23 protein-coding genes are annotated in these 22,152 nt (G+C 68.6%); 10 read left to right on the plus strand and 13 right to left on the minus strand.

Going from position 1 to position 22,152, the window contains the following annotated elements:
* The 5 genes from ACFHWY_RS24500 to ACFHWY_RS24520 form a co-directional block, all read right to left on the minus strand.
* The coding region (locus ACFHWY_RS24500) for a tetratricopeptide repeat protein (protein WP_416582605.1) at positions 1 to 803 on the minus strand (803 nt) is incomplete at its 3' end.
* A 158-nt stretch (positions 804 to 961) separates the two neighbouring features.
* The gene (locus tag ACFHWY_RS24505; RefSeq protein ID WP_416582606.1) at positions 962 to 1,771 is read right to left on the minus strand and encodes a hypothetical protein; all 810 of its coding nucleotides are present in this window, start codon (positions 1,769 to 1,771) and stop codon (positions 962 to 964) included.
* A gap of 10 nt (positions 1,772 to 1,781) precedes the next feature.
* Entirely contained in the window at positions 1,782 to 2,168 is a 387-nt protein-coding gene (locus ACFHWY_RS24510; RefSeq protein ID WP_416582607.1) for a hypothetical protein, read from the minus strand.
* 266 nt (positions 2,169 to 2,434) lie between these two features.
* Positions 2,435 to 2,632: a maleylpyruvate isomerase N-terminal domain-containing protein gene (locus ACFHWY_RS24515; RefSeq protein WP_416582637.1), complete on the minus strand. Its 198-nt coding sequence runs from the start codon at positions 2,630 to 2,632 to the stop codon at positions 2,435 to 2,437.
* Positions 2,633 to 2,924: 292 nt separating this feature from the next.
* Positions 2,925 to 3,989 (minus strand): flavin-containing monooxygenase, encoded by a 1,065-nt coding sequence (locus ACFHWY_RS24520; RefSeq protein ID WP_416582608.1) that lies wholly within the window; start codon positions 3,987 to 3,989, stop codon positions 2,925 to 2,927.
* Between the two features lie 117 nt (positions 3,990 to 4,106).
* Between ACFHWY_RS24520 and ACFHWY_RS24525 the strand changes: the two genes are divergently transcribed.
* Positions 4,107 to 4,430, plus strand: coding sequence for an ArsR/SmtB family transcription factor (locus tag ACFHWY_RS24525; protein WP_416582609.1), 324 nt, complete (start codon positions 4,107 to 4,109; stop codon positions 4,428 to 4,430).
* 165 nt (positions 4,431 to 4,595) lie between these two features.
* Here the strand turns inward: ACFHWY_RS24525 and ACFHWY_RS24530 are convergent, their stop codons facing one another.
* Positions 4,596 to 4,964 carry a hypothetical protein gene (locus ACFHWY_RS24530; RefSeq protein ID WP_416582610.1) on the minus strand — a complete coding sequence of 123 codons (369 nt, stop codon included), beginning with the start codon at positions 4,962 to 4,964 and terminating at the stop codon, positions 4,596 to 4,598.
* A gap of 268 nt (positions 4,965 to 5,232) precedes the next feature.
* On the opposite strand from ACFHWY_RS24530, the gene ACFHWY_RS24535 reads away from it, so the two are divergent.
* Complete coding sequence (locus ACFHWY_RS24535) at positions 5,233 to 5,475, plus strand: FUSC family protein (protein WP_416582611.1); 243 nt, start codon at positions 5,233 to 5,235, stop codon at positions 5,473 to 5,475.
* A 238-nt stretch (positions 5,476 to 5,713) separates the two neighbouring features.
* Here ACFHWY_RS24535 and ACFHWY_RS24540 read toward each other — a convergent pair whose 3' ends face one another.
* Positions 5,714 to 6,355, minus strand: a complete 642-nt coding sequence (locus ACFHWY_RS24540) for a maleylpyruvate isomerase family mycothiol-dependent enzyme (protein ID WP_416582612.1) — start codon at positions 6,353 to 6,355, stop codon at positions 5,714 to 5,716.
* A gap of 53 nt (positions 6,356 to 6,408) precedes the next feature.
* Between ACFHWY_RS24540 and ACFHWY_RS24545 the strand changes: the two genes are divergently transcribed.
* Positions 6,409 to 7,095, plus strand: coding sequence for a winged helix-turn-helix transcriptional regulator (locus tag ACFHWY_RS24545; protein ID WP_416582613.1), 687 nt, complete (start codon positions 6,409 to 6,411; stop codon positions 7,093 to 7,095).
* 46 nt (positions 7,096 to 7,141) lie between these two features.
* Here the strand turns inward: ACFHWY_RS24545 and ACFHWY_RS24550 are convergent, their stop codons facing one another.
* Positions 7,142 to 8,095: a DUF4862 family protein gene (locus tag ACFHWY_RS24550; protein WP_416582614.1), complete on the minus strand. Its 954-nt coding sequence runs from the start codon at positions 8,093 to 8,095 to the stop codon at positions 7,142 to 7,144.
* A 256-nt stretch (positions 8,096 to 8,351) separates the two neighbouring features.
* Between ACFHWY_RS24550 and ACFHWY_RS24555 the strand changes: the two genes are divergently transcribed.
* The 7 genes from ACFHWY_RS24555 (at position 8,352) to ACFHWY_RS24585 (ending at position 14,665) form a co-directional block, all read left to right on the plus strand.
* Complete coding sequence (locus ACFHWY_RS24555) at positions 8,352 to 9,389, plus strand: TRAP transporter substrate-binding protein (RefSeq protein WP_416582615.1); 1,038 nt, start codon at positions 8,352 to 8,354, stop codon at positions 9,387 to 9,389.
* Positions 9,390 to 9,481: 92 nt separating this feature from the next.
* Positions 9,482 to 9,937, plus strand: coding sequence for a TRAP transporter small permease (locus ACFHWY_RS24560; RefSeq protein WP_416582616.1), 456 nt, complete (start codon positions 9,482 to 9,484; stop codon positions 9,935 to 9,937).
* A gap of 12 nt (positions 9,938 to 9,949) precedes the next feature.
* Positions 9,950 to 11,257 (plus strand): TRAP transporter large permease, encoded by a 1,308-nt coding sequence (locus ACFHWY_RS24565; protein WP_416582617.1) that lies wholly within the window; start codon positions 9,950 to 9,952, stop codon positions 11,255 to 11,257.
* A gap of 47 nt (positions 11,258 to 11,304) precedes the next feature.
* A complete protein-coding gene (gene kduI / locus ACFHWY_RS24570; RefSeq protein WP_416582618.1) occupies positions 11,305 to 12,144 on the plus strand; it encodes a 5-dehydro-4-deoxy-D-glucuronate isomerase in 840 nt (279 codons plus the stop codon).
* Positions 12,145 to 12,208: 64 nt separating this feature from the next.
* The gene (locus tag ACFHWY_RS24575) at positions 12,209 to 12,994 is read left to right on the plus strand and encodes an IclR family transcriptional regulator (RefSeq protein ID WP_416582619.1); all 786 of its coding nucleotides are present in this window, start codon (positions 12,209 to 12,211) and stop codon (positions 12,992 to 12,994) included.
* A complete protein-coding gene (locus ACFHWY_RS24580; RefSeq protein ID WP_416582620.1) occupies positions 12,991 to 13,782 on the plus strand; it encodes an SDR family oxidoreductase in 792 nt (263 codons plus the stop codon). The genes ACFHWY_RS24575 and ACFHWY_RS24580 overlap by 4 nt, the downstream gene beginning before the upstream one ends.
* A 583-nt stretch (positions 13,783 to 14,365) precedes the next feature.
* The gene (locus ACFHWY_RS24585) at positions 14,366 to 14,665 is read left to right on the plus strand and encodes a DUF4386 domain-containing protein (protein ID WP_416582621.1); all 300 of its coding nucleotides are present in this window, start codon (positions 14,366 to 14,368) and stop codon (positions 14,663 to 14,665) included.
* Positions 14,666 to 14,764: 99 nt separating this feature from the next.
* On the opposite strand, the gene ACFHWY_RS24590 is transcribed toward ACFHWY_RS24585, so the two are convergent.
* From ACFHWY_RS24590 to ACFHWY_RS24610, 5 genes are all read right to left on the minus strand, one after another.
* Positions 14,765 to 17,404, minus strand: coding sequence for a LuxR C-terminal-related transcriptional regulator (locus tag ACFHWY_RS24590; protein WP_416582622.1), 2,640 nt, complete (start codon positions 17,402 to 17,404; stop codon positions 14,765 to 14,767).
* 308 nt (positions 17,405 to 17,712) lie between these two features.
* Positions 17,713 to 19,107 carry a TfuA-like protein gene (locus ACFHWY_RS24595; RefSeq protein ID WP_416582623.1) on the minus strand — a complete coding sequence of 465 codons (1,395 nt, stop codon included), beginning with the start codon at positions 19,105 to 19,107 and terminating at the stop codon, positions 17,713 to 17,715.
* Positions 19,100 to 20,284 (minus strand): YcaO-like family protein, encoded by a 1,185-nt coding sequence (locus ACFHWY_RS24600; protein ID WP_416582624.1) that lies wholly within the window; start codon positions 20,282 to 20,284, stop codon positions 19,100 to 19,102. The genes ACFHWY_RS24595 and ACFHWY_RS24600 overlap by 8 nt, the downstream gene beginning before the upstream one ends.
* A 9-nt stretch (positions 20,285 to 20,293) precedes the next feature.
* On the minus strand, positions 20,294 to 21,049 hold the full coding sequence (locus ACFHWY_RS24605; RefSeq protein WP_416582625.1) for an ABC transporter permease: 756 nt from the start codon (positions 21,047 to 21,049) through the stop codon (positions 20,294 to 20,296).
* Positions 21,046 to 22,023, minus strand: coding sequence for an ATP-binding cassette domain-containing protein (locus tag ACFHWY_RS24610; protein ID WP_416582638.1), 978 nt, complete (start codon positions 22,021 to 22,023; stop codon positions 21,046 to 21,048). Before ACFHWY_RS24610 ends, ACFHWY_RS24605 begins: the two co-directional genes overlap by 4 nt.
* Positions 22,024 to 22,152: the final 129 nt, after the last annotated feature.

The following is a 22,152-nucleotide window of genomic DNA, read 5'->3' on the forward strand; positions in this document are numbered from 1 at the left end:
GCGGTCACCGCCTCGTCGAGGTCCGCGTCGGCGCCCGTGCGGCCGAACCGGGCGTGCAGCGTCATGCCGAGGTTGGACAGGTAAACGGCGCGGTGGGCGTGGTCGGTGGGAGTGGCGTGGAGGGCCTGCCGTAGCGCGGTCACCGCCTCGTCGAGGTCCGCGTCGGCGCCCGTGCGGCCGAACCGGGCGTGCAGCGCGGGGCCGAGGTTGACCAGGGCGCGGGCGTGGTTCCCGTGTCCGGCGGGCGTGGCGGCCGCAGCCTGGCGCAGCATATTGATCGCCTCGTCGAGGTCCTTGTCGCGTCCCGTGCGATCGAACCGGGCGTGCAGCGCGAGGCCGAGGCTGTTGAGACCGTTGCCGTGTTCCCGATGGTCGGTGGGGGTGGCGCCCACGCTCTGCCGCAGGACGACGATCGCCTGTTTCAGGTCGGCGTCGCTTCCGGTGTGCTCGAATCGGCGGGCCAGCGCGTTGCCGAGGTTGTTCAGCGCAGCGACACGGTACCGGTGGTCGGCGGGGGCGGCGTCCACTGCCTGCCGCGAGACGGCGATCGCCTCCGCCAGGTCGGCCTCCACGGACGCGTAATCGAACCGGGTTCGCAGCAGGGCGCCCAGGTTTGCCAGCGGTCCGACGATGTCCGGGGGGTCGGTGGTGGTGGGGGAGGCAGCCACGGCCTGCCGGACGAGTTGGATCGCCTCCGCCAGGTCGGTGAGGGCTCCGGTACGTTCGAATTTTGCCCTCAGCGCCAGGCCGAGTTCTTCGAGAAGGCCGGCGTGGTACCGGTGGTCGATGGGAGTGGCGGCCACCGCCCGACGCCCCGTGCGGACCCATGCGTCCAGTTCGGTGTCGGCTCCGGTGAGTTCGAACTGCGCGTGCCGCCGGATGACGCGGATCAGATGAATCCAGACGGGGAGGATCTCGTCTCCCTTCCGGTACGGACGAGGACCTGCACCGACGTGCCGGCTCAGGCCCGCTTCACGAGAATATCGTTGATCTTGTTGCCTTCGCTGGGAGTGACGCGTCCCTCGGGCAGGTTCACCCCGACAACTCTGGCGAGGTCGGTGGCATGCGCGTCGACAGTGGCCTCGATGAGCGTGGCCAGCGTGGCGGAACTGGCGCGGGCCCGCCGGTGGCCGAATGCGAGGACGGCGGCGGCGATCAGCGCGGCGGGCCACCACCGCGCCGCCCACGGTAGGTAGAGCAAACCCCAGGCCGTCAGGACGGCGTCGCCGTGGTACCGCTGGTGCGCGGCGCTGATCAGGGCCCGGGTGTCGGCACTGGTCAGGATCCACAGGCGGGGCCAGGCAGCGGTGACCGACAGCCCGTACTGGGCGTGTACGCGTTCACCGATGAGCCGGAAGCGTTCGCCGATGACTGTGGCCCGCTGCGGAAGATAGCGCTGGGGCGGCTGGGGGTCCCGTCCCTGCCACCGGCGTCTGGTTCGTTCGCGGAGGGCGTCGAGTCGGCGCTGCGGACCACGGATGGTCCACAGCCGGTGCACCACGTCCTCGGCGACCACGGTGGCGGCTACCCCGGCCAGGCCGGCCCCGGCCAGCGCGGCGGCTACGACCGCCGCTGCCGGAACGGGTCCGGACCCGTGACCGTGCCACAGGTCGGTGAGCCGGCGCAGAGTCCACGGCAGATCCACGGCGTGGTCCTGGCCGGTCAGCGACGCCCAGCCGGCGATGGCCACGTACAGCAGGCTGGGCAGCACGATGGCGGCCAGCCATCGTTCGGTGACCCTCTTGCCCAGGGTGTTGATCAGGTCGGTCACGGCCAGCCCGTCACTGGCCGCGCAGCAGCATCATTCTGCCGTGTACACCGCACTGCGGTTCGTGTCCGTCCGCGTCGGCTTGGGTCCGACGTGGGCAGGGCGGCGTGGCGGGGCAGGTGTAGGGGCCAGTGACGATTACCGGGTCGATGTTGAGATCGTCGAGGGTGCCCGGGTCGCCTCTGCTGATGCGGGCCTGCTCGTGACCAGCGGCGGCGAGGTCGATGGGGAGGTGCTGGTCGGCCAGCGCCCGGGCGACCGGCGTGCCGGCTCGAATGTCGCCGATCGCGGCGTCCAGCTTGTGGTTCCACTGGTAGCGTTGGGCGGCGTCGCTGATCTCCGGCAGGTGGGTGCACAGCCAGGCAGCGAGGTCGAGGCCATCGACGGGTCCCGTGGTCATCGCGTGAGGTCCTTCCGGGCAGTGGCGTGGGGCGGGGTCTGCAGTGCGCGGGTTCCAGATTAGGTGGGGCCGGCCACCGAATGGCTCGCTCACGTCGTACACGAGTGTCTACGGTGCCGTCATCTTGCCGCCCCTACGAGCGTCAAGAACCGCTCGCATGGGCCGCCGAGCACCGCGGCTACGCCACCTCCACCTGACCGGGTGGATGCTCAGACGAGTAGGCGTCCACTCACCGCCGAGCTTGCGCGGCAGCCTGCAGAGGCGGGTCACGGTTGGCGAATGCTCCTCGTCGACCGTGACGCAGCCGGCGTCCACCCCCGGCGGCGATGTCGCGTACGGTTGGTGATGCTCAAGTGCACCACCACGTCCCGGTTGCTCCAGGCCGTGCACCGGCTCTGCGCCGACCATGCCGCCTCATCGAAGCCGGCGAGGGTGTCCGCCAGCAGCCGACGCTGGCCGAGCAGGGTGCCACGACGGCCGCCGGGTCACCGTCGAAAACGATCAGCGAGTCACTGCCGTACCCGGGGGCCGATCCTCACGCAGAAATTACGGACCAGTACCGGAGTTACGCCCCACCGGCGCCGGGTCGCCCCGGTCACGGCCCGGGCAGATAGCTCACCGGACGCACGCACATGCCGCCACCCGAAAGTCATGCTAAGTGAATCCTGCTCTCTCCTGGACGACGTTCCCGGCCGCGCCGGCTCGGCTACGGCCAGGAACCCGACAGGGCTGCGGGGGTCGGTCGGCCAGGAGTGTTCAGTCGCCGCGGACGTGGGCACCCAGCGTGCCGGTGACGTATTCGGCGTCGCGACACGCCCCCCGCAGGGTGTTGGAGGCGAACGACCGCTGGAATTCCAGACCCACGTAGACCAGACCCGGATGGGTCACCGAGACGCCGCCGCGGTGCACCGGGGCGCCGCTGCTGTCCAGCGCTCCGAGGGCCCGCAGGTATCCGAGATTCGGGCGGTAGCCGGTGGCCATGATCACTACGTCGACGGGCTCGGCCGTTCCGTCTGCCCAGATCACGCCGTCGTTGGTGAAGGAGGTGAACGTCGGCCGCCGGTCGAGCGGTCCAGACTCGACGGCCGCGCGGTAGCGGCCGGTATCCAGCACCGGGGTGCGGTTGACAAGGCGAGCCAACCAGGCGGGCGGCAGCGCGTCGAACCCGGTGATTTTGAGCCAGCGGTGCAGGTCGTGGCCGGCAATGACCTGTGGAACGAACTTGACCGGGTATCGGGTGGCAAGGCTGACTCGGGCTACCTGTCCCAGTTCGTACGCCACCTGGATCGCGGAGTTGCCGGCGCCCACGACGACGATCCGATTGCCGGCGTGAGGTGCCGGGTTGCGGTAGTCGGCCACGTGCAGCAGTCGGCCACCGAACTGATCCTGTCCTGGGATGTCGGGTTGATAGGGGTTGCCGAAGCTGCCGCTGGCTGCCACGACGGCCGCCGCTTCGATGCCGTCGCCGTGGGCGGTACGCACGACGAACCCGCCCCGCTCCGCTGGTTCCACCGCGGTGACGCGGACTTCCGTACGAATTTCGACACCGAGGCCGGCGGCGTACTGCTCCAGGTAGTTGGCCACCTCATCGCGTGCCGGGTAACGGTCCGGATCGCCGGGGAACGGCAGGTCGGGCATGGTGCTGTATCGAGCGGGTGAGAAGAGGGTGAGACTGTCGTAGTAGTCGGGCCAGGACCCAGCCGGACGCGGACCGGCCTCGAGGATCAGCGGGTGCAGGCCGGTGTTGCGGGCGGCGCGCGCGGCGGACAGGCCGGACTGCCCGCCGCCCACGATGACCGTGGGGCGGAGATCAACTGTCATGGACAGAAATCATATCGTCGTTTCGCGAAATGGCGAAGTGTTGTCGGTGGCAGGATGGTGGATATGAGATCGGGGAACCGAGACGGCCGCGTTCCAGCGGCACCGCAGACCAGCGACGTGTCGGACCCGCGGTCGGACGATGCACCGACGCTGTCGGCGGAACTGTCCGAGCGCACCCACGACTTCCTCAAAGCCCTGGGAAGTCCGGCCCGGCAGCGGATCATGTTGCTGTTCGCCCGCGGCGCGGAGCTTTCCGTGGGCGAGGTGGCCGAGCGGGCCGGGATCGGGCAGTCGACCGCGTCGGAACAACTGGCGCTGCTGCGCCGTGGAGGTATTCTCACCCAGCGGCGCGATGGCAAGATCGTTCTGTATCGGGCCGACCGGGACGGTGTACTGAGCGTCCTGGACGATCTGCGGGACTACCTGCTCACCTGTTGCTGAGTTGGCAGCAGGAGCCGGATCCGCCGACCGTGAGAGCGGCGACCGGGTGGTCGGCGGCACCGCCAGCAGTCTGGGTGCGGCAGCCGTGCCGGTCGGCGTAGACGCCGGGACGCCCCCGAGGCTGGCGGCCTGCGTCGTCCGGACACGTGCGCGCCGGGGGGCGCATCACGGGTGGCGTCGCGGCTGATGCCGCGTAGCGCGATGATCACGATGGCGGCCGGCCAGGCCAGCTCCATGCTTGTTCCTCGTCATCATGCCCGGGCGTAGCTCCAGATTTCTCGATCGGGCCGGGGTGAGGGCCTCGGCGACCTCGCTGATCCGGTCGCGACCCTGCTCGGCCAGTCGACTTTCGGTGGCCAGCCGTGCCAGTCCCGAGCCGAACGTGAGCCGATCCACCGGACTGGCCGTGTCGCTGGTGAACGCCGCCGCCACCGCGCACGCCAGCATCACTGCGGCGTCGCGGACGAGCGGGTCGTGACCCTTGGGTATCCCGGCGCGGACGATCGCGGCGACCGGCGGCGAGGTGGCAGCCACGCACCCGCAGCCGGGCCCGGTCAGGCGAGATGAAAAATCCGTCACCCGGCAACCCATCCTCACGTAGGAGGCGAGACGAAGGAGGTGCCCATCGGGCGAACTGTGGCGATCCGGTGCCAACCGGTTCTCCCGCTGCCTAGCGTGGGAGCCGTGACGGGGCCGGCGGTGGAGGAGCCCGGGTGAGCGGAAGCGCGACCGGCTGCGAGCCCGGGCAGCCGACGTCGCGCGGGAACGGTGGCAGCGGCTGGGTGCCCTGACGGTCGTCGTGGTGCAGACCTCGGTGGCCGCTGCCGTGTCCTGGGCGGTGGCCAGCCGCGTCATCGGGAATCCGGAGCCGGTCTTCGCCCCGATCTCCGCGGTGATCACGCTGGGAATCTCCACCGGGCAGCGCTATCGACGCGCCGTCGACTTGGTGTTCGGTGTGGCGTTGGGCATCGCCGTGGGCGACGGACTCATCTGGTTCATCGGCACCGGCGGTTGGCAGATCGGGGTGGCGGTGGCTGACCGGTGACGGCACCGGCTACCTGGGGACACTTCGCGGCTATGAGTAAACGTCTATTCGTCTGGGTGTCCGCAGGTTAGGTGGAGGTGACGTAGCCCGGGGCTGAAGGTGCTGACGTGGTTTGGGGTTGCCGTGGTGTGCTTTTCGATGGTGTGAAGCGGCCTTCGCTGACTGCGATGTCGTAGGCGCCGCCGAAGGGATACTCGGCCAGGCCCTCCACGTGCGCAAAAATGCGACATGGTGGTCGTCAGGAGGTGGCGCGCCCCGCGAGAGTCGCGGCTCCGGGGCACGTGAGCTCGTCGGGCTCAAGGGGGCGACCGGAGACCGCGAGTAGGAGGGCGAGGGCCGATCCGCGCACCTGCGGTCCGGATCCACTGTCGATGGGTGCATTGGAGGCGATGAGTCGCAGGCCGCTTGCGCGCTCCTTGCCGCCGCCGAACTTCACCGTCGTGCGAAGCTGGTACTCCAGCGCCTCTGCTACCTGGTCGGCCGGGTAGTCGCCGCTGAGCCCGACCGCCCGGCGGATGTCTTCTCCATGGACGAAGGCCTCGACCAGGCGTGTGGCGATCGCCGCCGGCGGAGTGCTGGTGCGTGTCACGACGGATTGGAACGCGGCGAGAGTGTCCCGGGGGTCGTCGCGCCGTTCGCGTGCGAGACCGAGTGCGTTCTGGCGGTCGAAGTCGAAGCGGGCGGTGACCATGTCTCGGACGAAGCCTATCCTCGTCGTCTTCGCGGTGTCGACGAGGTGGGCCACGACGTCGTGCACGTTCCACCCGGCACAGGCGGTCGGAGCGCTCCACTGCTCGGGCGCCAGCATCTCGAGGTCTCGGGCAAGCGCCGCACGTTCGTGGTGAACGGCAGTCCAGGCAGCCGTGTTTCTCGCACTCATGTAACTACTGAACCAGTAGTAGTCACTATTGTGCAAGTAGCTATGCTGGCTTGGTGGCGACACGAAGAACGTACGGCTCGTACAACGACGGCTGCGCCTCCGCGCACGCGCTGGACCTCATCGGAGAGCGGTGGGCCCTCATCGTCGTGCGCGAGCTGATCCTGGGACCGAAGCGCTTCGTCGACCTCCAGCGCGACATTCTGGGAATCGGGCCGGGGGTGCTCTCACGCAGGTTGCAGGACCTGGAAGAGTCCGGCATCGTCGTGCGACGTACCCTGCCCCGCCCCGCAGACGTCACCGTCTACGACCTCACCGAGTGGGGGCGCGAACTCGAGGACGTCAACGCAGCCTTGTCGCGGTGGGCTGTGCGCTCCCCTCAACTGCCGGTCGAGGCGGACATGAGTCCAGACACGCTCGTTCTCGCCATGCGGGCACATGCGCGGCCGGCACCGGCAAGCGACCCGACCCGTCGTGTCACGTTGACGCTGACGGACTCCCGCACCGCCAGACACGAGCCGGTCGAGTACCTCGCGACCGTGGGCCCAGCCGGCACCACGATCGCGAAGGAGCCGATCTCCGACGATGTCGACGCGCAAGTCGAGGCAACGACCCGCGCATGGAAGACCCTCGTCATCAGCGGAGCTCCGATCGAGGGCGAGGAGGCAGTCGCCGTCACCGGCGACACCGAAGCAGTCCGCGCCCTGCTCGACGCAGCCCGGCTCACCCCGACCATTGACTGACCACCTCGACTACCAAGATCAGCTGAAGGCCTTGGTCGGTCGGCCATCAGCCGGCAGCGCGGGCGGCGACGATCTGCGTGCGCGTCGCTTCGACGACCGCGAGCCGGGTCGCCACGTCGGTGTCGACTGGGCGGATGGCGAACTTCAACCCGATTCGCGGGGTGTCACCGATCGCGCGGAGCGTTTCGGCGATCTCGTCGGGCCCCAGCAGGGAGGCCGCGGAGGCGGCCAGGGCGGGATCGGCACCATGGCTGGCAATGTGCATGTCGGTCCAGGCGGGCCCCCACAGGGTGTCCTCGCCAGTCGCGCCGGAATAGATGTAGGCCCGCAGCAGCCCGGCGTCGGTGACGGCCTGGATGTGCTCCACCGGCAGCCGGGACCCGCGCCCCTCGATGGCGCAGCGGCCCCAGTTCAGGCTCATCCCGAGAACGTCGGCGGGCAGGTCGAAGGACCGGACGACGGCGATCTCGTCCGCCAGCGGGAAGAAACCCTTGGCGGGTTTCTGGCCGGGGACGTAGGCGTCGCAGTGCTCGACCAGCAGTTCGGCGTCGGCCCGGTCCCAGGTCAGGATCTCGGTAAGAGACCGTTCGAATGCTTCGGTCGAGCCTCCGCGGGGGCCGGGAGAGGTGTGCACCTCGATCGCGACGACCCGCCGGGTCCCGTACTCGGCGGCGAGGCTGACGGCCAGGTCGCAGGCCCGCCCGACGTCACTCAGCGCCCGCTTGCGCTGCACGTCGTCGGTCGAGGCCAGGCCGTAGTTCGGGGTGCTGCCGAGGGCGGCCATCATCGACGGCACGAGCGAGACGATCAGGTCGTGTTCCGGGTTGACGTGCTTGCGGATCCAGTCCGGCTCGAGGGTCCGGGCGCCGGCCGGGAACAGGGCGAACTCCAGCCCGTCGATGTCAAGCCCGGCAGCCGCGTCGTAGAAGGCGTCTTCATCGATGGGATCCGTCGGCGCGGAGATGTACGCGGACAGGAATAGGTCGGCGGCGTTGGTCATCGATTCCTCCGTGGAGTGCCGTGCGGGGCAGTGGCGGCTTGATCGGGTGTCGGTGGTCACAAACGGGGGTTGACGCTCAGACCACCCGTAGTTATGGTTCCGTGGTACGGAACGATGTTCCATCCAAGTTTCGCATCGATGCCGACGGTCTTGCAAGGGCCCTCGGCCCACCCGAAGCCACCGCCCGGGATGCCGCTCACCTGCAGGCCGACGTAGTTCGGCACACCCCGGTGCAAGTACATCGAAGGAGTTCACCATGAGAAGGAACAAAGTCGTCCTCTTGACCGCCGCAGCCATGGCCACCGTCCTCGGCCTGACCGGGTGTGCAGCCGGCGACGGGCGGAGCGGCGGCGGCGACACGAAGGACGGCGGCGCGAAAGCCGAGAAGACCCTCAAGCTGGCGTTCAACCAGCAGCCGAATCACCCGCAGTTCATCGCCCTCGACGCCATGGGTGAGCGGTTGAAGAACCGGACCAACGGCAAGTACGACATCGAGGTGTTCCCGAACGAGGCCCTGGGCACGCAGAAGGACACCGTCGAGTTGGTCAAGGCGGGCACCATCGAGATGTCGATGGTCGCCGCGCCACTGATGGAGAGCCACAACAAGGACTTCATCGTCTTCAACCTGCCGTTCACCTTCGACTCGCAGGAACATCAGCGCAAGACGACGAACGACCCTGCGATCGTCTCCGAGCTGTACTCCTCGCTGGACAGCCAGGGCCTGCGCGTACTCGGCTCCTTCCACGGCGGAGTGCGGAACATGTACACCTCGAAGAAGGCGATCACCACGCCCGCCGACATGAAGGGCCTGAAGATCCGGGTCATCGAGTCGGACACGAACATCGAGATGATGAAGCTCATGGGCGGTAGCCCGGCTCCGATGGGCATGGGTGAGGTTTACACCGCGATCCAGTCCGGAGTGCTGGACGGCGCTGAGAACAACGAACTCACGTACGCCAACGTGAAGCACTCTGAGGTCGCGAAGTTCTACAGCTACACCCGGCACCTGATGCTCCCCGACTACCTCTTGGTCAACCCGAAGGTTCTTGACGCGATGCCCGAGGACGTCCGGAAGATCTTCCTCGAGGAGATCGCCGTCGCGGTCGAGGAGGAGGGGGCCCTCTGGGCGGACGAGATCCCGAAGTCCAAGGCGATGGCCGAGAAGGCTGGTGCGAAGTTCAACGAGGTCGACTCGGCCGCCTTCGCCGCCCTGATCGCTCCGCTGACGCAGCAGAAGCTCACCAACGACAAGATCCGCGACATCCACGCCAAGGTTCGTGCGGCTGCCAAATGACTCGACGGCCTAGCACCGGCGACGGCGGGAGGGCCTGAGGCATGACGGCGGTCAAGAATGAACTGGACCGGTTGCTGGCATGGTGCTGTGTCGTGTTGTTTGCAGCGCTGGTGCTCGACGTCGGCTGGCAGGTCTTCGCCCGGCAGGTGCTGAACTCTCCCAGCGGCTGGTCGGAGGAACTGGCCAAGTACCTGTTCATCTGGCTGGGCCTGCTGGGCGGAGGCTGGGTCTTCGGGCAGCGCGGGCACGTCGCGGCAGACCTCGCGGTTCAGCGGATGCCGGAGAAGGTCCAGCGCTTCATGGGTGTTCTCGTCCAGCTATGCACTCTGGCCTTCGCGGGGCTGGTCCTGATCTGGGGCGGATACCAGATGGTGCGCCTGACCTGGGACCAAACCCTGACCGGGCTGCCGGTGAACGTCGGCTGGATGTACCTGGCGCTGCCCATCTCCGGTGTGATCATCGCGTTCTACAACGTCTATCACGTGATCCACATCGGCATGGGCGACGAAGCCGCCGTCGACTCAAAGGCCAAGACCGCGCTGTCGTAGGAAGGAGGAGTCATGGAAACTGCGGCACTCGCAGGTCTCGTTCTGGTAGTCGGCATCGCCGTCCTGCTCGTCGTCGGAGCCGCGATCAGCGTCGCGGTGGGGCTGTCCTCAGTGCTGGCCATGTTTGTCGTGGTTGGCTTCGACAACGGAGCCTTGACCGCGGCACAGCAGATGTTCCGGGGAATCAACTCATTCGCACTTTTGGCCATCCCGTTCTTCGTGCTGGCCGGTGTGATCATGAGTCAAGGCGGCATCGCCCTGCAGTTGATCAACGCCGGCAAAGTGCTGGTCGGCCGCGTGCCAGGTTCGCTGCCCCAGACCACGGTGGCGGCCAACGCCCTGTTCGGGGCGGTCAGTGGGTCGTCGATCGCGGCTGCAGCCGCGGTCGGCACCACGATGAGTCCGCTCGCTGCGAAGGGAGGTTACGACAAGAACTTCTCCGCGGCGGTCAACGTCGCCTCCGCCCCGGCCGGGTTGCTGATTCCGCCCAGCAACCTGATGATCGTTTACTCGCTGGTGTCCGGAACCTCGGTGGCGGCCCTGTTCATGGCCGGGTACCTGCCTGGTCTGCTGTGGGCGCTCGCCTGCTCGGTCGTCGTCTACCTCTACGTCCGCCGGCGTCCCGAACTGCGGGAGACCCAGCGGGTCGGCTTCCGCCAGGGCGCCAGGGTACTGCTCGTGGCACTGCCGTCGCTGATGCTCATCGCCGTGGTGATCGTCGGCATCCTGGCCGGCTTCTTCACCGCGACCGAGTCCGCTGCCATCGCGGTGTTCTACTCGGCGATCCAGGCGGCCATCTACCGCACGATCAAGCTCCGTGACCTACCCGCCATCCTGCTGGAGGCCACCAAGATCACGGCAGTGGTCATGTTCCTGATCGCCGCTTCGACGATCATGGGCTTCGTCCTGTCCTTCTCGCAGATTCCCGAGCTGGCCGCGGAAGCGGTGTTCGCGTTCAGCGAGAACCCGGTCGTGATCCTGTTGCTGATCGCGACGATCCTCCTCGTCATCGGCGCCTTCATGGACGCCACCCCGGCCGTACTGATCTTCACGCCGATCTTCCTGCCGATTGTGACCAGCTTCGGCGTCGACCCGATCCATTTCGGCATCGTGATGATTTTCAATCTTTGTATCGGCACCATCACACCGCCGGTCGGAACCGTGCTCTTCGTCGGGGCGAACATCTCCGGCCAGCCGATCGAGGGCATCGTCCGGCAACTGCTGCCGCTCCTGGGCGCGCTGACGATCTGCCTGATCATCGTCATCTTCACGCCCGGGCTATCGCTCTGGCTGCCGGGACTCTTCGGCCTGCTGCCCTGACACGAGCCTTCTGCCCTGATATGAGAACGACGGGAACAAGGAGAACGATGGAACAGCGCTACGCGACCAGCCCTGAGTACGTCCCGAGCATGGACACCAGCGGGCTGCGTGACCGCTACCTCGTGCCGGGCCTGTTCGTCGACGATGACGTCAAGGCCCTGTACACGCATCACGACCGGGTGGTCGTGGCCGGGGTGAAGCCGGTGACCCGGTCGGTCAAGCTCCCGACGTTTCCCGAGATCGTCAGCCCGTACTTCTTCGAGCACCGGGAGGCCGGGATCGTCAACGTCGGCGGTCCCGGAACCGTCACCGTGGACGGCGTCAGGTTTGAGGCCGAGCACGGCGCATGCCTGTACGTCGGACGCGGCGCCGTCGACGTGGTGTTCGAGTCCGGCGACGCAGCCGGCGAGGCGGGCCCGGCCCGGTTCTACCTGTTCTCCGCACCGGCGCACACGGTTTACCCGACTACCTTCGTGGCCCCCGGCGAGGGCACCGTCCGGGAACTCGGCGACCCGGAGCAATCCAACCGGCGAACCCTCAACCAGTACATTCACGAGAAGGGCGTGCGGAGTTGCCAGGTGGTGATGGGCGTCACCACGCTGCACACGGGCAGCATGTGGAACACGATGCCCGCGCACACCCACGCGCGGCGGTCTGAGGTGTACCTGTACTTCGATCTGCCGGCCGAGGCCCGGGTGGTCCACCTGCTCGGCGAGCCCACCGAGACCCGGCATCTGGTGGTCGGCAACGAGGAAGCGGTGATTTCCCCGAGCTGGTCAGTGCATTCCGGTGTCGGCACCGCAAGCTATAGCTTCGTCTGGGCGATGGCAGGAGAGAATCAGTCGTTCGACGACATGGACGGCTTCGCCATCGCCGACATGCGCTGATTTCACGTCCTTCCAGTTAGGTGAGTTCATGACCAACGAGACGGTCCGAGCGACGGACCAACTGTTGACCGGCGGGGCCAACGCGAGCGAGAAGACCCTGCTCGTTTTGGAAGCGGTCATGACTCATGCGAGATTCTCGGAGGTGGTGGAGGCGACCGGTCTCGCCAAGGCCACCACCCACCGGATCCTGGCCACCCTGATCGAACGGCGATTCGTCACGGTTGCTCCCGATGGGAGTTACCTGCCCGGCCCGAAGATCCTTTCGATGGCCGGGCAGGCGCTGCGGCGGATCGACATCTCCGCGATCGCGCAGCCTTTCGTCGACGATCTGGTCGACCGGGTGCGGTGCACGATCCACGTCGGCGTGGCCAACGGCGACGAGATCGTCTATCTGATCCGTGCCGACTCCGACAAGCCCTACCGGATGCCCTCCCGAGTCGGCCTCGCGATCCCCCTGCACACCTCGGGAATCGGCAAGGTGGTACTCAGCGGATACAGCGACCACAAACTCGACCGATTCGTGGCCCGGGTGGGACTGCCGCCGCTGACGTCGAACACGATCACGACACTGGACGGACTGCGAGCCGAGATCGCCGGAATCCGCGAGGTCGGCTACGCGCTCGACCGCGAAGAGAACGTGCCTGGTGTCATCTGCGTGGCGGCACCGATCCGCGACTCGACCCACAAGATTAACTACGGCATCAGCATCTCGACCCTGACGATCGAACACACGCGCGAGCAGCTGGAATCGATGGCCCCGCTGGCTATCGAGACCGCCGCGCGAATCTCGGCAGCTCTCGGATACACCCCTTCACCTTCTCCCGCGTCACCTGAAGGAGCACATTCATGATGAGCCCAGCCGGCAGCCCCGCAGCGTACCTCGCCCGCAGCTTTAGCCTGGAGGGGAAGGTCGCGGTGGTGACCGGCGCCGGCCGTGGGATCGGGCTGGCGATCGTGGAGTCGCTGGCCGCCGCAGGCGCTGACATCATCGGTGTCAGCCACAACATGCCGTCCGATGCCAGCGAGGCCCGCTCGATCGTGGAGAAGCTGGGGCGCGACTTCACCCCGGTGCGGACCGACTTCGCGATCCGGCCGGACGTGACGGCGCTTGCTGCCGACCTTGCCGGCCGCGAGGTCGACATCCTGGTCAATAATGGCGGCACCATCCGCCGGACCCCCGCCGCGATGCATTCCGACGACGACTTCGACCACGTGATGGACGTCAACCTCCGCGCGACCTGGGTGCTGTCCCGCGACATCGGCCGCTCGATGCTCGAGCGCGACGGCGGGAAGATCGTGAACTTGGCGTCCATGCTCAGCTTCCAGGGCGGGGTGAACGTCCCGGGTTACACGTCATCCAAGTCGGCCGTCGCCGGTCTGACCAAGGCGCTGGCGAACGAGTGGGCCGGCCGGGGGGTCAACGTCAACGCGGTCGCCCCCGGCTACGTAGCCACCGCCAACACCCGCGACCTGCGCCAGGACCCCCTGCGCAGCGGCGAGATCCTCGGTCGGATCCCGGCCGCACGCTGGGCCCAGCCCGCCGATATCGCCGGCGCGGTGCTCTTCCTCTGCTCCAACTCGGCTGATTACGTCAATGGGGTTGTCCTTCCCGTCGACGGCGGTTGGCTCGCCCGCTGATGCCGATCCCGCTTCTCGAGGCATGGAGAGCTGAAGGTCCTCGAACGACATCCATCGTGCCGGTCGTCGTTCTCGACGACGAGTCCCGGCCTGTTGACCTGGGAGGGCCCTGGTGAGCGGCGGGCTGTCGATCGCTGAGGTCACAGCGCCTCGTACGCGGTGACAGCCGGTGCGTCGGATACGGACGAGATCAGCGATGGTGGCAGCGCAGGCATGACTCACTTCGGGCGATCAGCATGGCGTGGAGAACCTCGATAATCCTTTTGAGTCGGTCATGCCCGTCGTGGTGCCACCAATAGCGGCGCTTCTTGGTCAAGCCTGACAAGTCAGACACCATCGTGACCTTGCCGGGGCCCTGGTGGTACCCGATTGAAGTGTTACGGAGAGTGGCGAATATGGCAGGACCGCAGCCGGTCCGGGCTTGATGAGCGTCTTCACGAAGCGTGACATCTCGCACGTAATGCAGACGATTCTCGATATGCCACTCTGAGCGAGCCCATGCCCGGGTCGGTAGGCCGGGCCTGGCCGGCGGGGAGCGAGATCGTAAGGTATGCCGTCTCGCGGCTGGTCCTGCCCTTTGATTGTGCGGGTAGCGTTGTTCTTCGGCCTGTGGCTCATCCCGATGGGGTTCTGCGTGCTCCGCTCGGGATGGATGCCCCGGCCGCTGGGCTGGATGCTCATCGCCGGCGGCGTCGGCTATCCGCTCGGCGCGTTCCTGGTGTACCTCGTTCCAGAGGCGCCAGCCGCCGCCGAACTCGTCGCCGTGCCCGCACACATAGGCGAGTTCTGGATGGTCGGCTACCTGCTGGTTCGGGGCGTCCGCCGTCGTGCCCTGCAGGAGACGACGCGAGACGACGATCGCATGACGTTGGTGTCGACGTGACCATCGCGGGGTGGGACTGTACAAATAACGGCTGGTTGCTGGCCCGAGGTGTGGCCGAAGCAATGGCACCCTGTTCCGGCTACTGCACAGGCAGGCGTCTCACCCGGGCCTGCCGTCCACCGCTCCCACCGGTTCGGATCGGAGCACCGTACGGGCCAGGCTGGCCCGGTTGGCCACTCCGAGTTTCCGGTAGATCCGGCCCAGGTGGGTGTCGACCGTCCGGACACTGAGGAACAGTTGGTGTGCCATCGCCACGCTTGTCATTCCTCTGCTCACCAGGTCGGCGATCTGGCGTTCGCGGCCAGTGAGCACGGTCAGTGCGTCGCTGTGCCCGATGGCCCCGGCAGCCGGCGCGAGTCGGTTCTGCAGCCGGCGGACCCGATCGGCGAGTCGCGCGGAGCCACACTGCTCGGCGAGCGCGGTAGCGCGTCCGAGCCAGCCTCGGGCTTCGTCGGCGTTGCCGGCGTCAACCAGCAGGGTTCCGGCCGCGACCATCGTCCGGCACAGGTCGAGATCCAATCCTCGGCTGGCGAAGCACTCGGCGGCCTGTTCGGCGGCGGTCAATGCCGGTCCGACCTCGCCCCGTGCGGCGTGCAGCCGCATCCAGGTGCGCCGCAGGAAACCCTGCATGGTTCCGGAGAGACCGCGCACCGAGACGTCGGCCAGGTCCGTCCACCTGCTGGCGTCGGCCTTGTCACCGGTGCGCAGCGCAGCCGCGGCAAGCGCGTCGTACCACCGGGACCGGCCCGACGGGGGAATACGCGGCATGTGCGGGCCGCCGAGGGCGGCGAGCATCAACCGACGTCCCCGTTCCGGCTCGTCCGCCCAGATCAGCAGGTTCGCGTGGAGGCATCGGATGGTGGTGCCCGCGACCGACGTCAGGTCCTGGGCCATGGAGCTGGCCTGCTCGGCCAACGTGGCCGCGTCCCCGTCGCTGTCCTGCCAGAATCGGACGACCGCGCGGAGCGCGTCGACCGTGGCCCGGGTGGTCGGCGTGCCTTCCGGTTCCAGTAATTCCGCCGCCTCGTCGAGGGTGCGGCGGGCCCGACCAAGAAGTCCCCGCTGCAACTCCACTGTGCCCAGCGAGGTCAGGATGGTGGGGAGGATGAACCGCTGGCCGGTGCGGCGTGCCTGGTCCGCACAGCGGGAGAGGTGCCGCTGCGCATCGGTGAACCGGTGTAGGGCCTCCTCGGTCGCGCCGACCAGGAAGAGGCCTGGGAGATTGGTGACGATGGTGGTGTCCGGAGCCGTGTCGACCAGGTCGGCGGCGGCGTCGGCGGCCCGCTCGGCGGCGGTCGTGTCCATGGCGAGCAGGTGGGCCATCGCGGTCTGGGCGAGGGCCGCGGCTTCGCCGAGTCGGTCGTGCTGGAGCCGGGCGATGCCGGCGGCCTTGCGAGCATGTTGGTAGGCGGCGTCCCGGTCGAGCCGGTCGAGGGCGAGTTCGGCTAGCTCCGTGTGCATGGCCACGGCGGTGGGGGGATGGGTGCCGGCAAGGGCGGCCAGCCCTTCCTCGACCAGAGCGGACGCCTCGGCGTGCCGGCCCTGGATCCGGCGCACCCGGGCGGCTACCGCGACGGTGGAGGAGAAGGCGCCGCCGGGGATCCGGGTCGCCCGGGGAAGGAAGGTGTGCACCAGTTCCTGCACGTCGCACCGGCGACCGCGCAGCAGTTGCGCCCGGAGAAGCAACACTTGGGCCTCGTAGAAGCGGTCGTCCCCCTCGGGCAGGAATTGCAGGGCGGTCTCCATCCACTCCAACGTTTCCGCCGGAGCGGTGTGGACGGTGGTCCGGGCAGCGTCGAACAGCACGGTGAGCTGCTCGGGACAGGCGGTGTCGATGGACCGCGCGATGTGGTGGGCGCGCTGTGTGATCGGGGCACCCCGCGCGAGCAGCACCGCCTCGGCGCGACGGTGGGTGGCGAAGCGGTGGCTGGGCTCGATCTGCGCGTAGACGAACCGGTGCACGACGTCGTGCCGGAACGCGAAGCGGGGAAGTTGGTGCACCGGACGCATCAGGTCCAGCCCGGTGAGCGTGTCCAGGGCGTCCAACGTGTCGGTGACGCCCAGGTCGGCCACCGCGGCGACCAAGTCCGCCGGGCCGGGTGTGCGCAGGACGGCGGCGGCCTGGGCGACACGCAGCTCGCTGTCGGTGAGTTCGGCGAGTTCGCCCAGCAGGGCGGTGTGTACGTCGGTCCGTGCCTCCGCGCCGGCGGCGGCGAGCAGTTGCAGGTAGAACGGGTTTCCTTCCCCATCGGCGTGCACTCGGGTCAGGTCCGAACGATCGCCGAGCAGTTCGCGGGTCTGGGTGAGGTCCAGTGGCCCGAGCCGCCGTTGGGTGAGCTGACCACGGTCGGCCGCCCGGGACAGCAACGCGGCCGCCCGCCGGGAGAGTTGTCGGTCCCGGTACGCGACGACCAGCATCACCGGCGTGGTGGCGGTGAGTTCGATGAGTCGCTCCGCGTGGTCGGCGTGTGCGGCGTCGACCGCGTGCAGGTCGTCGATAGTGACAAGGGTGGGTGTGGTCGCGGAAATGGCCGGTAGGCCGGTGTCCGTCCGTCCGGTGGCGGTGACGGTCGTGACCGCATCGGTCCGGGCCTGCGCGGCGAGTTCGGTGATCAGTCTCGTTTTGCCGATGCCCGGCTCGCCCACCAGTGCGACGGCCGATCCGGTGCCGGCCCGCAGCGCGTCCAGCAGTTGCCGCAATGCGGCGAACTCCGTTCGGCGCAGCAGTTCGCCGTTCATCCGGTCCGACTTCGTTCGAGGCGGCGCGACTCGGTCCGCGCAGGGCGCGACCACCGGGCGGATCGGGAGGCGAATGGGGGGCAGTATCGGCGGGAGCAGGGGTGGGCCCGCATTTCTTGCCCGGTGAGACAGGGCTGCGTACCTGGCATGTCGGATCCTTAGATTGAAGATCCTCTTCGGAGATGTCGAGTACACATTGTGGAATGCAACCGGTCAACGGTCTTCCGGCACCTTCAGGTCGGCACGGGCAGAGCAAAAGCACATCGATGCGGCCGGATTTTCTCGGCGAGGAGGGGATTGTCGGAGATCTACCCGGCGAGTAGAAAGGATGGTGGTCCGCGGAGCTTCAACCGGGCGACCAGGGGCCCGGCCGCTGCGTGCAACCGCTCGAGATCACCGAAGCCCCGGTCCCAGGCTGCGGCCTCCAGGCTCGTCAGTGGGCAACCCCACAAACGGGCAAGTTCCCGCTGTACGACCTCGGCCCGCAGCCCCAACCGCAGGTGCGGGCGGTGTGGATCCGGCAGCGGCAGGCTTTCGAGCAGCCGCAGGGCCTCCGCCGCGAAGCGCCGGGCCACCGCCAGGACCGGTGCGGCCCGCAGCGAGGGCGGGAGGGTTTCCGGGTTCAGAGTGGCCAGGTCCACCGTGCCGAAGGCACGTACCAGCACCCGCAGTGCCGCCTCCTGCCGGTCGAGCCCTCCTTCGGCCGGGACCAGCCACGCCCACGACGTCTCCGGATCGAGCAGGCCACGCTCCCGACACAGAGCCACCGCGGCCCGCTCCACCTCGTCGGCGGCCTCCGGAGGAGTCCCGGTCAACTGGGCCAGCACGTGCCGGCGGTGCAGAGTGGGAAACTGCGGGTGCAGCGACATGATCGCGGCGACCACCGAAGCGTCCGGCACCCCCAGGCCGTCGGTCGACACCCCCCGGTGCCGGGAACGCCACCGTCGGTAGTGGACGGTCTCGACGTTGCGGACCGGCCACCGCACGGCACCCGGACCGATGCCCGCGCCGACGGCCGTACCGATGCCCGCGCCGACGGCCGTACCGATCGGAACGAACCCGGTCCGAGCCGCCTCGGCGAGCAACAGCCGGGCGTCATCGGCCTTCACGTCGAGCGGACGGTCCCGGGCCCAGGCGAGATATCGGTCAACCACGTCGGTGCCGAGCACCGGCCGAGCCATCGCTGCCAGCGCCCTCGGCCCACGCAGCCGGAACGGTAGCGACCGTCCGAGTTCCAACAGGGCGGTCGCCTCGGCGCGGCTCAGCCGGCCGGCGGCGACCGATGCGTCGAGCGTGACGCGGAGATTGACCAGCGGCTCGCTCAGACAGACGTGGTGGTCCTCGGCTGGCGCGTGCACCACAGCCACCTCGTCGTCGCCGGTCACCACACCGTCACGGAACAGCTCGAAGACCCGGCCCACGCCGCGCATCCCGAACGGCCACAGCTCCGCGGCTCGCATCGCACCCATGCTGCTGCTGCCCCAGACCTGCACGCCCTCGTCGAGCACCGCCAGGATCTCCCGATGCCGGATCGGCGCGGTCCCCAGGAACAAGCCGTCGACGATCAGGACGCGGTCACCCGAGACGGGGTCGAGGCGGAACAGATCCCCGTGTCGGATCGGTGGGTGATAGCCGGCACCGGGCAGGATCGCCCTCGCGGCCGGCAACGGAAGACTCGGACCGAGGAACACGTGATCAGCCATGGTCGGCCCGTACGCCTTGGTCGGTCCCCACGCCGTGCGCGATGACGTCGCCGAACATCCGCAACCCGGGTGCGACCACCTTGTAGACGGGTATCCCGACCTCCTCGTGGGTGAGGTCGACCACCAGCGGCTCCGTCCCGGTCACCGCCCGTATGCGGGCGGCGCAGTCGGCGATGGCCTCGGCGATCCCGCCGGACGGCACGACCCGGACCGCGACCGGAGGCAGGTCGCGGTCCGGCCAGCCGGGCGGGTCCGTCGAATCCGCCTGCCCATAGCGGGCCTCGTCGATGTCGTCACGCGCGCCGGAGACCGCAGCCAACCGGGAGAGCGCCGCCTCGAGCATCGCCCGGGACACCGCGTACCCAGGGTCAGGGTGGCACCCGAAGCCGCTGAAGAACATCGGGACGGCCGGTGACCAGATCCCGCAGGCGAAGGTGGGGATGCCCAGCCGGTCGGTCGTCTCGCAGAGCTCCACCGCGCAACCGGCCTCGCGCAGCGCCGACAGCACCCGGGTCACCACCGGGCTTCCGGTGGAGTCCGGATCGACGTGACGGCGCCGGGCAGGCGGCAAAGTGGCGAACGGCGCGCACCCGTCCCGCTCGGCGACTTCGAGCAGGCCGTGCAGAATCGCCTCCTCGGCGCTGTTCCCGGTCCCCAGGCCATTGCTCGTCACGTTGAAGAGCACATCGTTCCAGTCCCACCGTCCGGTGCAGGAGAGCTCCACCAGCCCGCGCGGCACGGGAACCGTCGCCCCGGAGAGCACACCACGGGCGGTCACCCAGTCCAACGTCGTGGCGGTGGTCAACGGTGAGCGCCGCGCGAGGTTCAACGACCGGACGTCATAGGGCAGGTCCAGCTCGCGGGCTGCTGTCCGGCACGCCACCGGTGGTCGCAGGTTCTCGGCGTGCCAGGTCTCCAGGCTCTCCATCACCGCACTCACCCAGGACTGCGCGGAGCCCGGTCCGATACCGATGCTCACCGCGAGGGTTCGACCGGCGGGCCGGTACGCGACGTGGGTGGGCAGCGCCAACTCGTCCAGCCGGGTGATGTCCGCGACCCGGCTGATACCGAGGTGCGGCAGCAGCGGCTCGATCCGGCACATCGTCTCCTCCGGCGTCGCCGTCCTGGCGAAACCCCCGTCCGGGGACGCCACCGGGGTGGTCCTACCGTCCGACATGGTGGCCCCTCAGCGCAGATCGTGCCGGTAGGCGCGGCTGGCCCACGCGGTGGTGACCACCGCGAGCACCGCACTGATGATTAGGGCCTGCACCACACTCCGAGCGGCCCAGTCACCGGCGAAAAGCGCCCGCGCCGCCTCCACCACGTACGAGAACGGGTTGAAGGCGGCGATCGTGCGCAGCCAGCCAGGGGCGAAGGCCAGTGGGAGCAGCACCCCGGAGAGCAGCAGCAACTGCTGGCTGATCAGGTTCACCAGCGGGGACATCGCCTCCACGCTGCGGAAGCGCAGCGCCAGCCCGTGCGAGAACGCCGCGAGGGCGATCGCGGTTAGGGCCAACAGGAGGAAGGTGAGCAGCAGGTTCACCAGGGGCACCCGCAGGCCGAACGGCACCGCCAGAAGGACCAGCACGGCGGCCTGCAACAGAATCACCAGGACGTCACGCATCGACCGGCCGAGGAGCATGGCCAGCCGGCTCACCGGGGATACCCTGGTGCGGTCGAGCACGCCGCTGCGCGCGTCCTCGATCAGGCCCATGCCGGCGAACAGGCCGGCGAAGATGGCCAGCAGGACCAGCAGCCCCGGAACGAAAACGCGGTAGGAGGCGTTCTGATCCTGCACGCCGAGCGCCGGGCGCAGCAGCGGCGCGAAGAAGAGCAGGTAGAACAGCGGCTGGATCACTCCGATCACCGCGATCAGGGGGTTGCGCAGGAACAGCAGGGTCTGCCGGTGAAACACCAGCCAGGTATCCACGACGAAACTCACGCCGGAACTTCTCCTTCTTCCGGGGCGCCCAGCGAGCGTCCCGTGCGGCACAGGAAGACGTCGTCCAGGCTCGGTTGGTGCACGGCGAGTTCCCTGATCTCAACCTCGGCGGCGTCCAGCAGGCGCATCAACACCGGGATCGCGGTGGTGCCCCGGTCGACGACGAGCCGCAGCGCGGTGTCCGACGTCACCTCCAGCTCCCGCAGGCACGACTGCCCCTCGATCAGACGCGCCGCCGCCGCAGCGGCACCGGCCAGTCGCAGCGTCACGACGTCCCCCGACACCTGCCGCTTCAGCTCCTCCGGCGTACCCTCGGCCACGATCCGCCCGTGGTCGACGATGGAGACCCGGTCGCAGAGCGCGTCGGCCTCCTCCAGGTAGTGGGTGGTGAGCACGACAGAGGTCCCGGCCGCTCGCAGACGGCGAATCTCCCGCCAGAGCAGGGTTCGGCTCGACGGGTCCAGTCCGGCGGTCGGCTCGTCCAGCAGCAGCACCGTGGGTTCGTGCACCACACCGAGAGCGAGGTCCACCCGGCGTCGCTGTCCGCCGGAGAGAGTCCGGCAGCGTCGGCCGGCGAACTCACCCAGCTCGAAGTCCTCGATCAGGCGGTCGGCGCGCCGTCCGGCCTCGGCCCGGCCCAGCCGGTGCAGGCGGCCGTAGAGGATCAACTCCTCCCGGGGGGTCATCTCGTCGGTGGTACCGCTCTGTTGCGCGACCAGCCCGATCCGGCGGCGCACCAGTCCGGGCTGACGCAGCAGGTCGACGCCGGCGATGCTGGCGGTGCCGGAATCCGGCGCGACGAGGGTGGCCAGCATGTGCAGCGTGGTGCTCTTGCCTGCCCCGTTCGGTCCGAGGAATCCGAAAATCTCGCTCTCCTTGACCCGCAGGTCGATGCCCGCGACAGCGTGGACGATGTGACGGCGTGGACCACGGCCGGTGCGGAAGGACTTCTTGAGCTCACTCGTCTCGATGATCATTGCGGTCTCCGTCGTGGGAACGGTCGGGGGAGCCGGGAGGACGAGGGACGGCCAGGCTGCCCGGCGGACGGCTGGGATGGCACCGGCGGTGCCGCGGGTGGGCCCAGGGCCCACCCGCGGCGTTCC

Origin of the sequence: Micromonospora sp. LOL_024, from assembly GCF_048060415.1 — a bacterium.
Taxonomy (GTDB): Bacteria; Actinomycetota; Actinomycetes; order Mycobacteriales; family Micromonosporaceae; genus Micromonospora.

Bases quoted from the DNA above. Each gene is read 5' to 3' on its own strand.
- ACFHWY_RS24550 (WP_416582614.1), bottom strand. From the start codon at position 8,095: ATGACCAACGCCGCCGACCTATTCCTGTCCGCGTACATCTCCGCGCCG.
- ACFHWY_RS24510 (WP_416582607.1), bottom strand. From the start codon at position 2,168: ATGACCACGGGACCCGTCGATGGCCTCGACCTCGCTGCCTGGCTGTGC.
- ACFHWY_RS24580 (WP_416582620.1), top strand. From the start codon at position 12,991: ATGATGAGCCCAGCCGGCAGCCCCGCAGCGTACCTCGCCCGCAGCTTT.
- ACFHWY_RS24600 (WP_416582624.1), bottom strand. From the start codon at position 20,284: ATGTCGGACGGTAGGACCACCCCGGTGGCGTCCCCGGACGGGGGTTTC.
- ACFHWY_RS24595 (WP_416582623.1), bottom strand. From the start codon at position 19,107: ATGGCTGATCACGTGTTCCTCGGTCCGAGTCTTCCGTTGCCGGCCGCG.
- ACFHWY_RS24555 (WP_416582615.1), top strand. From the start codon at position 8,352: ATGAGAAGGAACAAAGTCGTCCTCTTGACCGCCGCAGCCATGGCCACC.
- ACFHWY_RS24540 (WP_416582612.1), bottom strand. From the start codon at position 6,355: ATGAGTGCGAGAAACACGGCTGCCTGGACTGCCGTTCACCACGAACGT.
- ACFHWY_RS24520 (WP_416582608.1), bottom strand. From the start codon at position 3,989: ATGACAGTTGATCTCCGCCCCACGGTCATCGTGGGCGGCGGGCAGTCC.
- ACFHWY_RS24590 (WP_416582622.1), bottom strand. From the start codon at position 17,404: ATGAACGGCGAACTGCTGCGCCGAACGGAGTTCGCCGCATTGCGGCAA.
- kduI (WP_416582618.1), top strand. From the start codon at position 11,305: ATGGAACAGCGCTACGCGACCAGCCCTGAGTACGTCCCGAGCATGGAC.
- ACFHWY_RS24565 (WP_416582617.1), top strand. From the start codon at position 9,950: ATGGAAACTGCGGCACTCGCAGGTCTCGTTCTGGTAGTCGGCATCGCC.